Annotated in this window: 19 protein-coding genes; 6 read left to right on the plus strand and 13 right to left on the minus strand. The window is 64.1% G+C overall.

The features are described from left to right. The first annotated feature begins 73 nt into the window (after positions 1-73). Positions 74-325, plus strand: coding sequence for a hypothetical protein (locus N1032_RS01800; RefSeq protein ID WP_259537102.1), 252 nt, complete (start codon positions 74-76; stop codon positions 323-325). Here N1032_RS01800 and N1032_RS01805 read toward each other — a convergent pair whose 3' ends face one another. The 6 genes from N1032_RS01805 to N1032_RS01830 form a co-directional block, all read right to left on the minus strand. Continuing rightward, on the minus strand, positions 326-547 hold the full coding sequence (locus N1032_RS01805; RefSeq protein ID WP_259537103.1) for a hypothetical protein: 222 nt from the start codon (positions 545-547) through the stop codon (positions 326-328). Further along, positions 544-873: a DUF7882 family protein gene (locus tag N1032_RS01810; RefSeq protein WP_259537104.1), complete on the minus strand. Its 330-nt coding sequence runs from the start codon at positions 871-873 to the stop codon at positions 544-546. Before N1032_RS01810 ends, N1032_RS01805 begins: the two co-directional genes overlap by 4 nt. 99 nt (positions 874-972) lie before the next feature. Continuing rightward, complete coding sequence (locus tag N1032_RS01815) at positions 973-1,152, minus strand: hypothetical protein (RefSeq protein WP_259537105.1); 180 nt, start codon at positions 1,150-1,152, stop codon at positions 973-975. Then, complete coding sequence (locus N1032_RS01820; protein WP_259537107.1) at positions 1,145-1,387, minus strand: hypothetical protein; 243 nt, start codon at positions 1,385-1,387, stop codon at positions 1,145-1,147. Before N1032_RS01820 ends, N1032_RS01815 begins: the two co-directional genes overlap by 8 nt. Positions 1,388-1,402: 15 nt before the next feature. Then, positions 1,403-1,723, minus strand: coding sequence for a DUF7882 family protein (locus tag N1032_RS01825; RefSeq protein WP_259537108.1), 321 nt, complete (start codon positions 1,721-1,723; stop codon positions 1,403-1,405). A gap of 162 nt (positions 1,724-1,885) precedes the next feature. Further along, positions 1,886-2,110, minus strand: coding sequence for a hypothetical protein (locus N1032_RS01830; protein WP_259537109.1), 225 nt, complete (start codon positions 2,108-2,110; stop codon positions 1,886-1,888). Between the two features lie 169 nt (positions 2,111-2,279). On the opposite strand from N1032_RS01830, the gene N1032_RS01835 reads away from it, so the two are divergent. Genes N1032_RS01835 through N1032_RS28230 form a run of 3 tightly spaced genes read left to right on the plus strand, consistent with a single transcriptional unit; the run spans position 2,280 to position 5,403 of the window. After that, complete coding sequence (locus N1032_RS01835) at positions 2,280-2,741, plus strand: hypothetical protein (RefSeq protein WP_259537110.1); 462 nt, start codon at positions 2,280-2,282, stop codon at positions 2,739-2,741. Beyond that, entirely contained in the window at positions 2,738-3,907 is a 1,170-nt protein-coding gene (locus N1032_RS01840; RefSeq protein WP_259537111.1) for a zinc-dependent alcohol dehydrogenase, read from the plus strand. Before N1032_RS01835 ends, N1032_RS01840 begins: the two co-directional genes overlap by 4 nt. After that, positions 3,904-5,403: an aminotransferase class I/II-fold pyridoxal phosphate-dependent enzyme gene (locus tag N1032_RS28230; RefSeq protein ID WP_310795906.1), complete on the plus strand. Its 1,500-nt coding sequence runs from the start codon at positions 3,904-3,906 to the stop codon at positions 5,401-5,403. The genes N1032_RS01840 and N1032_RS28230 overlap by 4 nt, the downstream gene beginning before the upstream one ends. A gap of 30 nt (positions 5,404-5,433) precedes the next feature. Here the strand turns inward: N1032_RS28230 and N1032_RS01855 are convergent, their stop codons facing one another. From N1032_RS01855 to N1032_RS01865, 3 genes are all read right to left on the minus strand, one after another. Next, positions 5,434-5,673 (minus strand): hypothetical protein, encoded by a 240-nt coding sequence (locus tag N1032_RS01855; RefSeq protein WP_259537112.1) that lies wholly within the window; start codon positions 5,671-5,673, stop codon positions 5,434-5,436. A 131-nt stretch (positions 5,674-5,804) separates the two neighbouring features. Then, positions 5,805-6,086, minus strand: coding sequence for a hypothetical protein (locus N1032_RS01860; RefSeq protein ID WP_259537113.1), 282 nt, complete (start codon positions 6,084-6,086; stop codon positions 5,805-5,807). A 116-nt stretch (positions 6,087-6,202) separates the two neighbouring features. Beyond that, positions 6,203-7,300 (minus strand): fatty acid desaturase family protein, encoded by a 1,098-nt coding sequence (locus N1032_RS01865; RefSeq protein WP_407932992.1) that lies wholly within the window; start codon positions 7,298-7,300, stop codon positions 6,203-6,205. Positions 7,301-7,609: 309 nt separating this feature from the next. Here N1032_RS01865 and N1032_RS01870 point away from each other — a divergent pair, with 309 nt between their 5' ends. After that, positions 7,610-7,897, plus strand: a complete 288-nt coding sequence (locus N1032_RS01870) for a hypothetical protein (protein ID WP_259537114.1) — start codon at positions 7,610-7,612, stop codon at positions 7,895-7,897. 482 nt (positions 7,898-8,379) lie between these two features. On the opposite strand, the gene N1032_RS01875 is transcribed toward N1032_RS01870, so the two are convergent. Further along, positions 8,380-8,925 (minus strand): hypothetical protein, encoded by a 546-nt coding sequence (locus N1032_RS01875; RefSeq protein ID WP_259537115.1) that lies wholly within the window; start codon positions 8,923-8,925, stop codon positions 8,380-8,382. Between the two features lie 76 nt (positions 8,926-9,001). Next, positions 9,002-10,339, minus strand: a complete 1,338-nt coding sequence (locus tag N1032_RS01880; protein ID WP_259537116.1) for an APC family permease — start codon at positions 10,337-10,339, stop codon at positions 9,002-9,004. A gap of 281 nt (positions 10,340-10,620) precedes the next feature. Here N1032_RS01880 and N1032_RS01885 point away from each other — a divergent pair, with 281 nt between their 5' ends. Then, positions 10,621-10,827 (plus strand): hypothetical protein, encoded by a 207-nt coding sequence (locus N1032_RS01885; RefSeq protein WP_259537117.1) that lies wholly within the window; start codon positions 10,621-10,623, stop codon positions 10,825-10,827. 227 nt (positions 10,828-11,054) lie between these two features. Here the strand turns inward: N1032_RS01885 and N1032_RS01890 are convergent, their stop codons facing one another. Further along, positions 11,055-11,456 (minus strand): ASCH domain-containing protein, encoded by a 402-nt coding sequence (locus tag N1032_RS01890; RefSeq protein WP_259537119.1) that lies wholly within the window; start codon positions 11,454-11,456, stop codon positions 11,055-11,057. After that, the gene (locus N1032_RS01895) at positions 11,423-12,955 is read right to left on the minus strand and encodes a PIN domain-containing protein (protein ID WP_259537120.1); all 1,533 of its coding nucleotides are present in this window, start codon (positions 12,953-12,955) and stop codon (positions 11,423-11,425) included. Before N1032_RS01895 ends, N1032_RS01890 begins: the two co-directional genes overlap by 34 nt. Positions 12,956-13,291: the final 336 nt, after the last annotated feature.

Below are 13,291 nucleotides of genomic sequence, written 5' to 3' on the forward strand. Positions count from 1 at the left end.
CCTCGGCCTCGTTTCGAAGCGTAGGGTCGGGCGCAGCGGCGGGGAGCGTCGTTTCCCGGAGGAAGCTGAGACGATGACCACCGTTGTACGAATCAATCAGCAGTCGTACGTCATGGACGATACCGTCGTCGCCGACACCGAGTCCCGCATCCTTGACGCGGTGCATCTGGGGGGCGCTTTCGTGGGCATCGACAGTTCCGGCGCGCTCGCCCGGGTCCTCGTGACCCCGGCGACAGCGGTCTCGATCGAGACAGCCGAGCCCATCGTGGTCGGAACCGCTACGGATGAGCCTCCGGAGCTCGCCTTCTTCGACTTCGACAGCTGATCATTCCGTGGCCGACACAGCCGTCGTGGTGACGATGCTGCGCAGGGGAGCTAGACCGTGTTCGGCCCAATCGGCGCGGATGAGAAGCCGGCTGATGGCGTCTCGCACGCCAGGGTCGGTGACGTCGGACACTCCGGTGGCGTCATCGGCGAGTTGATCGATCTTGAACCGGTCCTCGTCGACGCTGAACTGTACGTCGATGAGGACCCTGTGGAGGGTCACACGTCGGCGAGAGTGTCGGTCGTGGCCATCGTGGGCTCGGGAACCAGCCGAAGGCCGGTCGGCGCTTCGGCGGTAGCGATGATCGCGCGCACCCACTGCTGATTGATGCGCGGCGGGCGGCTGCCGTGGAACCGGAATCGCATGTCGGTCGACGGGCAGATCCACAACGTCTCCCGCCCGCTTCCCATCTCGACCGGTCGCTCGAACGAGAACGCGATGCTTCGCCCGGCGCGAAGCAGGGTGAGGAGGGCGATTTTCAGGTGTGCGAGGGGTCGGTCGTCGACCTCGATCTGGTAGCTGTCGTTGCCGTAGTAGAGAAAACCCATGACTGTTCCGCCTTGTGGTTATGAGGGTGCGAGGCGACTGATTCGTCTCGGCAAACTCGGTGAGTGCCCCGAACCCACGAGGGTGGGGTGGGAGTGTGGTCAGTCGTCGGTGGCGGTGACTGCCAGCATGACGAGGGCTGCAGCGCGTTCGGCCGAGGCTCTGTCGAGGTAGACGGTTTCAAGGTTTGCGCAGTCCAGGGAGGACAGGTCGAACGGGTGCTGCAATATGAAGAAGCCGCCCAGGCTGGTGAGTTCGTGGATGATCTCGACCTCAGCCATGACCGGTCCGGGCAGCACAATGATCGGTCGCTGCGCGGATGGCTTCGTCGAGGGAGGTGAAGTCTTCGGTGGCCAGGCTCGGACACAGCCAGACGGTGTGGAAGCGGCCCTTCTCGTCTGCTTCCACAAATCCCAGTAGCCCGCTTGGGTCGGAGATGCGTCGTGATCGGTCGCGGAGCCGCCAGCCGGCTGACGGCACGGCAACGACCTCGACTCGGCCTGGATGGGTTTTCATGAGCGGTCCTTCCGGCTACGCGGACACGCGTTGCAGTTGGAGAGGCTCTTCCATGATGTAGAGCCCGGTTCCGGCGACGCATGACTCGTGCATCTGCTGCAGCCAGCACCGGTTGATGCTCGGGGCGCGACCGCCGAAGAACTGGAACCGGAGATCGGTGTTCGGGTTGATCCAGAAGGTTTCACGGCCGCTTCCCTGATCGGCCGGATGCTTGCACGAAAACGCGATCCCGTGCCCTTTCCGAAGCTCCGTGAGGATCACGATCTTCAGATGCGCCAGCGCACGATCATCAACTTGGATGGACCAGCCGCTGGTGCCGATATGCAGATACCCCATGTGTCAACCGCCATGTTGTCGTAAGAGACCACAAGCCGGGACCAGGACCTGAAACCCCCTGCCAACCCGTCGAAGTCGGCAGTAGTGCTACTGCTGAAGGTACGCGTCGCGGGCCGCTGTGTCACGAAAAATCGGGGCTTGACATTCGCAGGTTCGCTTGAGCTATCCGTGCAGGGTGCCGGAATCATCCACCGTCGTGGGCACGGGCGTGGGAAAGATCGACTGAGTGGGGGTCGGTGACAGTGTCGGGGCGGGGCTGTCTCGGTACGGCCCGGTCTGAGCGCCCGGATTGCACGCGGTGAGTCCGGCGGCCAGTCCCGCGGCCAGCGCGATGCTGGCGACGACGAGCTCGGCCCGGCGAAGCGTCTTCTTTGCGGCGGTGTCCATGGGCCCATTGGAGTCCACTCCCTTCCACGCGCGCGGGGGTGGACAAGGACGCGCTCAAGCCGTAGGCGTGTCGACGCCGGCTGTCCAGCCCCTCGCCGCCTTCTCTTCGTGTGGATATGGTCACGGACGTGACGAGCGAGACAGCGCGACGGCAGCGAAGGAGCAGCCCATGACGAAGAAGATGATTGTCGGAATCGGTGTCACCGGACTGGCGGTGGCAGCGGGTGCCGCGGGGCTTCGTCGTCGGCGACACTCCTCGGACCGCGATGGCGAAGCGGCGACACGCTGGAACGTGGTCACGATCCAACGGCCCCCGGCTGACGTCGTGCATGACCAGCACCTGCCCGAACCGTTGGCTGCACTGAACGGTCTGATCGACGTGCGATGGAGCATCGCGCCGGGCGGTCGAGGAACCGAGCTGCGCGCCCGACCCCACACCGACGGTCGTGATGAAGACGATGACGAGTTGCGTGGTGCTGTCCGGGTTGCGCTGCGCGAATCGAAGCAATTGCTCGAGGTGGGCCACGTGCTCACCAACCATCCCCAGCCCGAGGGGAGACGCCCGCACACCCCGGCCGGTGCGATCGTCGACGCCCTTGTGCGTCGTTCTCCGGAAGAGGGTGTGTTGTGAAGGCGCTGTGCTGGACAGGCATCAACAAGCTCAAGATCGAGAACGTCGACGAGCCCACCATCCTCGATCCCGGCGACGCAATCGTGAAGGTCACCCTCTCCGCGTCGTGCGGTTCCGACCTGCACCTGCTGGGCGGGTACGTGCCCGGCATGCGGGCCGGCGACATCCTGGGTCACGAATTCATGGGCGAGATCGTCGCCACCGGTTCCGGTGTGCAGCACCGCCGGGTGGGCGATCGGGTGGTGGTGTGCTCGTTCATGAGCTGCGGCCAGTGCTGGTATTGCCGAAATGAGCTGACCTCGCTGTGTGACAACACCAACCCGCACCCCGGGCTGGGGGAGGGGCTGTTCGGTGCGTCGACCGGCGGATGCTTCGGCTACAGCCAGATCACCGGCGGGTTCGCCGGCAGCCACGCCACCTACGTGCGGGTGCCCCACATCGACACCGGCGCGTTCCTCATTCCCGATGGAGTCTCCGACGAGCAGGCGGTGTTCGCTTCCGACGCTGTGCCCACCGGGTGGATGGGCGCCGATCTCGGCGGGGTGAAACCGGGCGACGTCGTCGCGGTGTGGGGAGCGGGCGGAGTGGGTCAGATGGCGGCGCGCGCTGCGATGCTGCTCGGCGCCGAGAAGGTCATCGTCATCGACCGGCTGCCCGAACGCCTCGAACAGGTTCGCACCGTGATCGGGGCGGAGACCCTCGACTACTCCTCCACCGAGGTGATGGCCGAGCTGCGGGAGCGCACCGGCGGCCGCGGCCCGGATGTCGCGATCGAGGCCGTGGGGATGGAAGCGCACAGTCAACGACCCGACTACCTTTACGACAAGGTCAAGACCATGCTGAAACTCGAGACCGACCGGCCCACCGCGGTGCGTGAGGCGATCATGGCCGCACGCAAAGGCGGCAGCGTGTTCGTGCTGGGCGTGTTCGGCGGGCTCGTCGACAAGTTCCCTCTCGGCGCCGTCATGAACAAGGGCCTCACCCTTCGTTCCGGGCAGCAGCACGGCCACCGGTACATCCCGATGCTCCTCGAGCGCATCGCGGCGGGCGAGATCAGCACGGGCCACCTCGCGACCCACGTGATGCCCCTCGAGGAGGCGCCTCGCGGGTACGAGATGTTCAAGACCAAGCAAGACGGATGCGTGCGGGCGGTGTTCCGGCCATGAGCGCGCCCCTGGACCAGTCCCGCGCACCCATCCTCGAGGGCCTCGCCGACTACCACCGACGATCCCGCTACGGGTTTACACCGCCGGGCCATCGGCAGGGCCGCGGCGCCGATCCGAGAACGATCGAGGTGCTCGGGGCCGACGTCTTCCGCGGAGACGTGCTTGCCTCCGCGGGCCTGGATGACCGGCTCTCCCGCAACGGCTACCTCGAGGATGCGCAGAAGCTCATGGCCGAGGCGGTCGGCGCCGACCACGCCTTCTACTCCACCTGCGGCAGCTCACTCTCCGTGAAGGCCGCCATCCTCTCGGTCACCCGCGGTGAGGGTGAGATCCTGATCAGCCGCGACGCCCACAAATCCGTCACCGCCGGGCTCGTGTTGTCGGGGCTGCAGCCGCGATGGATTCGGCCGTCGTGGGACGCCCGGCTGCATCTCGCGCATCCGCCGTCGCCCGAATCCGTCGAGGCCATGTGGCAGCGGCATCCGGATGCGTCGGCGGCCCTGATCACGAGCCCTACACCCTACGGAACCTGTGCCGATATCGCCGCGATTGCCGAGATCTGCCATAGGCGCGGCAAACCCCTCATCATCGACGAAGCGTGGGGCGCGCACCTGCCCTTCCACGACGACCTCCCGACCTGGGCGATGGATGCCGGGGCGGACATCTGCGTCGTGAGTGTGCACAAGATGGGTATGGGCCTCGAGCAGGGCTCCATCTATCACCTCCAAGGCGACCTCGTCGACCCGGTGCGGTTGAAGCAGTGCGCCGACGTTCTCGCGACCACGAGCGCCAACGTGCTCATCTACGCCGCCATGGACGGCTGGCGCCGACAGATGGTCGAACACGGCCACGACCTGATCAGCCGCACCCTGCAGCTGGTGCACGAGGTGCGCGAGCAGATCGACGAGATGCCCGGATTGCATGTGCTCGGCGACGAGCTCCTCGGCGCGGAAGCGTCGCACGAACTCGACCCCCTGCACGTGCTCATCGATGTGAGCGGCCTGGGTATCAGCGGCTACCAGGCCGCCGACTGGCTGCGAACGGAAGCGTCCATCGACATGGGTCTCAGCGACGCCACCCGCATCGAAGCCACTCTCTCACTCGCCGACGACGAGACATCGCTGAGCCTGCTCACCGACTCGCTCACCGCCCTCAGCGCCGCCGCACCCGCTTTTCCTGAAACACCCCCAGTGCGCCGGCCGAACCCCGAACAGCTGGAGCTGCCGACGGTTTTGCTGCCGCGGGACGCGTTCTTCGGGCCTGTCGAAGTGGTGCCGGCCATCGATGCTGCGGGCAGGATCGCGGCCGAACAGATCACGCCCTACCCGCCCGGTATCCCGGTGGTGTTACCGGGGGAGCGGATCAACGCTGCCGTGGTCGACTACCTGACATCCGGGGTCGCAGCGGGAATGGTCATCCCGGACGCGGCCGACCCCGACATCACGACGATCCGCGTCGTTCGCGACGAGCTCAGCACTCGACCCGGAGAAGACTGATAGGGCCGCGCCCTGCGGATGGAGCGACGGTCAGAAACCGCGCCGAGCACGACGCACAACGTCGCTTCGATCACCGAGGGTGTTGTCACCGACGCGATCTTCGGGCTTCCCCGGCGTAGCGTCGGCCGCTCTCTCGTCGCCAGTACCGCTCGCGGTGGGAGCGTCGCTCCGCGCTCCACGCTGCCGGCCCCGCCGCATCGAGAACACCACGATGGCGAGAATCACGGCAGCTATGGCCGCGATGATGATCCAGGTTCCCAGGTCGTACATTGCTTCCTCCTGACGAGCATCGGGAATGACATACACGTGTAGTTTACCGCGAGCCCTCAACGGCTCCCAGGAAAAGACTGCGCTACAGCGCTGCACTCGGCTTCCGGCTTCCGGCTTCCGGCTGCGGCGAGTTAGAGGAGAGGGTAGTCGTTCTCGAAATCGGAATACGGCTCGAACGGGTGATCGAGATCCCCGTCATCGCGGGTCTCTTCAGGCACCTCGGCGATCTCGAAGGTGATCGGCACTCCCGGGGATACGAGGATCGCGAGTTCTCGATTGCCGTAGAGAGTGACTCTCACGATATCTCCGCCCACGCGAACCGCCTCAAGCGCTGCGGCCTCGATGACATCGATGTTCTGATCCTGTGCGAGGGGATGGGGGGTGTCGCTCACGGTGATCGTTATGCGCTGCATGCGTCCTCCGCTTTCAGGTAAGCACGATGACGCGCACCTGGTAACCCCTCATCCCTCACTTCCAGCCAACACCGATATGAGAGCGGTGCCGTGCAGAGCACTGTGCACGGGGGCTGTCACAGTGCTAGACGCCCGGCGGCGAGCGGGCACGCGAAGGGGTCGCGGTCGCCGAGGCCGACCCGGTTGAGGTAGCGCACGACGATGCCGTAGGACTGGAACAGACCGGTTTCCAGATAGGGCACGTCCAGTTCCGCGCAGTACGCCGCGACGATCGGGGCGGCGTGGCGCAGGTGCGGTCGAGGCATGGACGGAAAGAGATGGTGCTCGATCTGGTAGTTCAAACCTCCCATCGCCACATCGATGGTGCGGTTGCCGCGGATGTTCCGGCTCATCATCACCTGACGGCGGAGGAAATCAATCTTCAGTTCCTTCGGGACAACTGGCATGCCCTTGTGGTTCGGGGCGAAGCTCGCACCCATGTAGACACCGAAAAGGGCGAGCTGTACGCCCAGGAAAGCGGCGGCGACGCCCGGTGACAGCACGAGGAATGCCAGTGCTGCGAACCCGCCGATTCGAATGGTGAGGAATGCGATCTCGATCCCACGTCTCTTGAGTGGCTCTCGGCCGAACACACGCTGCAACCCGGAGAGGTGAAGCGAGAGCCCCTCCAGCACGAGGATCGGGAAGAAGAACACCCCTTGATGAGCAATCAGCCACGATGCCGCGCGGCCGCGGCGTCGGGCCAGCCGTTCCGGTGTGAAGGTGATCACGGGAACCTCGATGTCCGGGTCCGAGTCGATCTTGTTCGGATTGGCGTGGTGCCGGGTGTGCTTGTGCTGCCACCACCCATAACTGAGACCCACGAAGAGGTTGCCCAGGATGAGGGTGGTCCAGTCGTTCCATTTGCCCGAGACGAAGATCTGCCGATGCGCGGCGTCGTGGCCGAGGAAAGCGATCTGCGTGAACAGCACCGCGAAGACGGCCGCCGTGATCATCTGCCACCAGGTGTCCCCGATGCAGACGAATGCGATGATGCAGGCGGCGAGGGTGACGGGAACGGCCGCGAGTTTGGTCCAGTAGTAGCCATAGCGGCGCCGCATAAGACCCGAGTCGTGGATGGTCTTCGCGAGAGCGGTGAAGTCGCTGGCTTGCCGGGACCCGACTGCCCGGGCACGGGTGCGGGTGACGTTGACGTTGGTTGGGATGGCGGCCACGATGGGCCTCCTCGCACTAGGACTGAGCGTGTCAGTCGTGCGCAAGAGGTCCGGGTGCGCTGGGATGAACGGTACGACCGGCCGGGATCACCGACAACCGGGTTGACGGCACACGAACCGTACCTGACTATGCACCGCTGCACATCTGTTGGCACGACTCGACGCTCATCGCAACCCCTCACGGTCGCCGATCCGGTGACGTATCTTCAAACACGAAGCCCTTTGTCGTTGCGCCCCGGACCTGGCGTGTTGCGCTCGACCGCTTCAGAGGCGGAAAAATCTCCGCCCACCATCCAAGGAGACACTTCCATGTCGAACTCTGCCCAAGGCGCTGCCACTCACAATCCCAGCAACAGCGTTGCTCGACGCGTTCTCACCGAGACGAAGTCGGCGTTCAAAACGACCGAGTTCTACATCTGGCTCATCGTCTCGGCAGCGATCCTGATAGCCGCCGCGGTCACCGATAACGGCGACGACGGCCAGGGCTTCGGTGCCGCCCAGGCCTGGCAGTACGTCGCGGTCGTCACCGCCGCGTACATCATCAGCCGTGGCATCGCGAAGGCCGGCACCCACGCTCGCGACAGCAACAACGACTAGCCCGCACCGGGCAATCGTTGAGAGGCCGTCCAACCCTCGGGTTGGACGGCCTTTGCTGTTCCAGCAGTTGGGAAACATGGACCTTTGGCGTTGTCGCGTGTAACTTGACGGTCATCGCTTGCTCGCCCCAGACCCCGGTGTTTTCGCGATCTAAGAAACGGGGCAGTGGTGGGCGTTGGCACCATAGAGCCAGCTTGCCACTGCCCTCGTAAGGGCAATGCAGTGGTCGAGGTCTGCGAAAGAGGGAGCCTGCGACCGCACCGAGCGGTGAAGCGGGTCGTCGGACTTGTCCAACTGGGCCCGCCGGCGCGGGCATGGGCGGAACGATTGGACGAATCCGCTACGTGCTCCGAATACGGATCGATCCTCCGAATGCGGTCCGGCGGAAGGCGGAATTCAACGCTCGGCTGGAGGCCAGAGCAAAGGGGGAGGCGCCCGCCTACGGCTGAGGTCAACACCTCAAGCATCGCTGGGAATGACGTCTACTTGCCGGTGATCCGGTGCAGGAAGCCCGCGACGGGGCGCTGTTGCTCGCCTTGCTGGGCGGCGAGCACGAGGAGCACGCCGGTGAGGGCCGGGAGCACCCACTGCAGAACCTTCTGCTTGCGCTGGGCCGAGACGAGCTTCCTGGAGGTCTTCGAGCCGGGCTCGGTGACTCCTTCGGCCCCTTCTTCGGCGTGCTTGCCGATGGTGGCCCCGAGGATGCCGGAGTAGAGGCTCGCGGCCGCTGCGACACCGGTGACTGCGAGCTTCACGGTGGTGTTCGACTGCGCTTCCTTTTGCGCAGCGAGGCGGCCTTTGTTCCCAGCGATGAGGCCGATTCCGCCGATCCCGTGGGCGAGGATCGCGACGAACTGCACCGGGGCCCATTTGGCCCAGCCCACGGAGGAGAGCCGCAGCCGCTCGGTCGGATCGTTCGCCTTGGCGGTGGCCCCGTTCAGGCCGACGGCGCCCATGAGGGTGCCACCGAACCAAGCGGCGAGGCCGAGGTCGTGCAGCGATCGAACGACGGTGTTGCGTTCCGACATGATGAGTCCCGTCTGGTAGATGAACTCTTACCCTCGGCCCGACGCCAATCCGAGCCAGTGGCTTGACTTATGCCACTCAGTCGGTGGCGATAGGTCGGGCGGTCGCACGGTTGATGAAATACAACACGACGCCGAGAAGAACGAACCCCCCGCCGAACAGCCACACGATCGGCTCCTGCTGAGTCAGCAACAGGATGCACGACAGCACTCCCAGCACAGGAACGAACGTCCAGACACGGAAATGCTTGTGCTCGACCCGGTCTTTGCGCAACACGAGCACCGCGACATTGGTGCTGATGAACACGAACAAGAGCAACAGCACGACGGCCGACGCCAGAGTAGCGAGATCACCCACAAGACTGAGGAGCATCGCGATGACCGTGGTAGCGACGATCGCCACCCACGGGGTGCGGCGGTTCGGGAGCACGCGCCCGAGCACTGCCGGGAGAAGACCCTGTTCCGCCATGCCGAAGGTGACCCGGCTGGTCATGATCATGGTCAGAAGTGCCCCGTTCGCCACCGCCACCAGGGCGATCAGGCTGAAGAGCCAATCCGGCACCGGGAACCCGGTGGCACCGACGACCGCGAGCAGCGGCCCCGACGAATCGGCGAGATCATCGGCCGGTAAGGCGATCGCGGATGCGAGGCCCACGAGCACGTAGACGACTCCGGCGGTCAGCAGGGCACCGATCAGCGCGCGCGGATAGATCCGGGAGGGGTCGCGGATCTCTTCGGCGACGTTGGCGGAGGTCTCGAATCCGACGAAGGAGTAGTAGGCGATGATCGCGCCGCCGAGAATCGCCAACCCGGGGGAGGTCCCTTCGGGGAACTGCGTCACCCGGGAGAGGTCGCCGCCTCCACCGCCGAGCATCGCCGCGACCGCGACGACGACGATGACGAGCCCGGAGACCTCGATGACCGTCATCACCACATTGCTCTTCAGCGACTCGCTGATGCCGCGTGCGTTCAGGGCGGCGACCAGCACCAGGAACACCATGGCCGTCGGAATGGGCGGGACGTTGATGAACGTCTGCAGGTATTCGCCGGCGAAAGCGAGAGCGAGGCCCGCGGCGCTGATGACCCCGGCGGACAGCATGCTGAACCCGACGAGGAAGGAGATGATCGGTGGCTTGAACGCGCGCTGCGCGAAGATCGCCGCGCCGCCTGCCTTCGGGTACTTGGTCACGAGCTCGGCGTAGGAGCCCGCGGTCAGTAGTGCCAGTACCAGGGCGACGGCCAGCGGCGCCCACAGCGCGCCACCCACCTCGCCGGACAGGACGCCCATCAGAGCGTAGATGCCCGCGCCGAGCACGTCGCCGAGGATGAAGAGGAACAGCAGTGGGCCGGTGATGCGACGCTTCAGCTTCGTCTCGCCGCCGGCGGCCTCGGTCGCCGTTTCGCTGTGAGCCGTCATCGACCGCATCCATTCGATCCGCCCGATCGGGGAAGCTGCATGTTGAGCACGAGGTGCCACCTTTCGATTTCGCTGGCGAACCTACGGAGACGACCGATGCACCACGAGGGGCTGGACAACCGACGCTCGACGCCATATGGGCGGCTCCGGGTCGGACAGCACGTCGCCGGACCCTGTGAGCGATCGGGTATTGCGAGGCAGCGGTCCTCAACGGCACAGTTGGGCGTATGCCGCGCTTCGTCCCTCTGCCAGACAGGGATGGCCCTGCCGGCAGCGCGCGGATGTGGATCAATCCCGAGCACATCGTGTCGCTCGTGCCGAAGGTCCACCGGGATGGCACCCACCACATCCTGCGGGTTGAGATCAAACTCGTGGGCACGCCGGCCTTCGACGCGTGGCTGGGCAAATTCGACTCCGGAGCTGATGCCGACACGTGCTGGGGGGAGTTCTTGCGCGCCCTCGGCAGCCAAGCGCCCACGGAGGCCTAATCCGTCGCTATTGACATAACGGTCATTCTCAGCGACCCGCGATGAACTGGGTGACAGTTTTGGTTCGTATGGGCGCGACCGCATTCTGACCACACTTGCGTAAATCGTACTGACTCTACGGCCGTCGAATTGAACGAAGATCCTTGATTTTCCGCGGGCTGTCGCGTATTCCGGTCTGTTCAGAGGTACAGATAGATTTCAAATCCCACCGTCTCGGTGGGTGGAACTCAGCTCGGTACGCTGAGGTAGGCAAACGACTGTGGTACTGCGGGCTTCGGGTCAATCTCAGCGAGGGCGAGCGCGTCGGCGAACCGTTCCGCCTCCGACACCACGATCGCTACGGCTGTATGCGCATCTCCGTAGTAAGCAAAGAAATCATCGTGATTGATCTCACCGATGTCTCCGAATCGAGCCCAAATCGACGCGGGTGAGCCGGTGACGATCTCGCCAACAGTGAACTTCCCGATCACCTTGCTAGTCGGCGCCGTGGCGTATACCCAGACCGTCCTGATGTCGTCAGCGAGTCGCCGCTTTCGGAACTCCACGCGCTTGTCACCATTCATGATCGCGTCCGCCCACTTCTGGTGAATCGCCATCAATGCGATGCGCTTAGTTGCTGCTCCACCCATGCAGCGCCCTCCTCATTTCTTACGCGGACTATCGACTGCGGCCACGTCGTAACGACCCTATTCGAGACGAGCTCGCGGAGTGGCCAAGGAGGGACGATAAAGCGGTCGTGGCGGAACAGGATGGTGAGTACGTCGCGTCCGCCTCGATGAAGGCCCGCCACATCACTCGCAGAGTAGACGGTCCGCTTGAACGACAACTCGATCGTTTCGATTGGATCGCTTGATCGCTGCGATTTTTCAGCAACGCCGACCGCGACTACTGCGCCATCGCCGCGCACGCCGCCCTGGCTGCGGTAGAAGAGGAGTGTAGAGCCTGCGGGAATGTTCTTGGTGGGACTGTGGCATAGGTAGGCCTTTCTGATTGCATTGCCGTGGGCCTTTGGACTGGAGAAGGTATCTGCAAGCATCATCGACCCGGATGCCCCGACCACGGTGGCGTCTGGAAACAGATCCACGTACCAGCTCGGAGTGATGGGGATTAGGTACATTGGCTGTCCCGAACCGACGGCGGGCGGACCGTAACGAATGTGATACTCGAGTCCGCTTGATGACGTCAGTTCATCCGGATCGAGTTGCTTGAGGTAAATGCGCTCGTCGTCTCGACCCGTCTTGGCTCCAGCGTCGAAGAACCCGAAGTCAGCGAGAAACTCGAGTAGCCGTTCCTGCTTCGCGTTGACTTCGACAAAGAGATCGCTCGGCCGACCAGGCTCGGAGGCCGCCCAGCGCAGCACCGCCTTCAAAAGCAACTCACCTAAGCGCCGCCCTCCGGCGCCTTCGCTAATCTTGAAGGTGGATAGCTTTATCGCTGAGTCGTCGGCTCGGGTTGGATGCGTGTCCCGCATTTTCAACAGCGCGAGGGCCTCATAGCTGCCCTCAGGAGACCGGATGATCCATGCCCGACGCGAGTTCGATTCGCGTTTGACTCTCTGAAGCCAGCTGTCGAAGCTCGGACTGTAGTCCGCTCGAAGCGACCCGAATATCTCTTGTCTTTCGTCTAGTTCGTATGTCTTCACGGCTTCGACCATGGGTGGGGGTGGTGGCGACTCTGGATGCCAGGCGGCAAGCTGTACTGCGGCCTCACCCGGTCGCAGTGTTCGGAGTTCATGGCCCAGACGAATCGCCCGTTTGCGTAATCGCTCGTCGCTAGTGATGAAGAAGTGAACAGCACCGCTATGAAGGGCCGTGAGTATGCGAGCGTCGCGCTGGTCGTGGGGGTTCGGGCTTGCCGGAAAGACCGCCCAAACCTCATCGGGAACCGGCATCTCCGACAGCGCGGGGTACTTGGAGAAGGCAGCGACATTCTGCGCTCTGTGAGCCGCGGAGGTGGTCTGTTGAAGATCGTCGAGTGTGGCCGGATGGACGTATACCCGGTGTCCATTTTCGGCCGCGATTCGGAGAAGCTTGCTGACTGCGGGCTGTTGGTCCTCTAATTGGCCGTTGAAGGGCTCGGCTGAGATCACTATGTTCGAGTCGATTAGAAACGACATCTCGGCCTGCATCCATGCCCCCTAGGCAGATGCTAGTGGGCGCCACACTTGTTGAATGGCAACGCAGGCCTATCGGCGTGGTGTCGTATCACATGTCAGCGAATCCGATTCCTCAGGCCACCTCACATTAAGCTGCCACAGTGTTCTAAGTCACAACGTTGCGCGTGACTACATGTTGACTACATCGCTGTCGAAACCATCGCCCGCCGATGTGATCATGCGAGTGCTTAGTTCCGCAAGGTGGAGGGTATCGCCCGGCCTACCCCCACGATTCCGGTGGTCAACTTAGAGTTCAAATCCCACCGGTACCGCCACCGCGAAAGCCCCGTAGGTCCCTGAAGCAAGGGA

Origin of the sequence: Herbiconiux daphne (genome assembly GCF_024979295.1) — a bacterium.
Classification (GTDB): Bacteria; Actinomycetota; Actinomycetes; order Actinomycetales; family Microbacteriaceae; genus Herbiconiux; species Herbiconiux daphnes.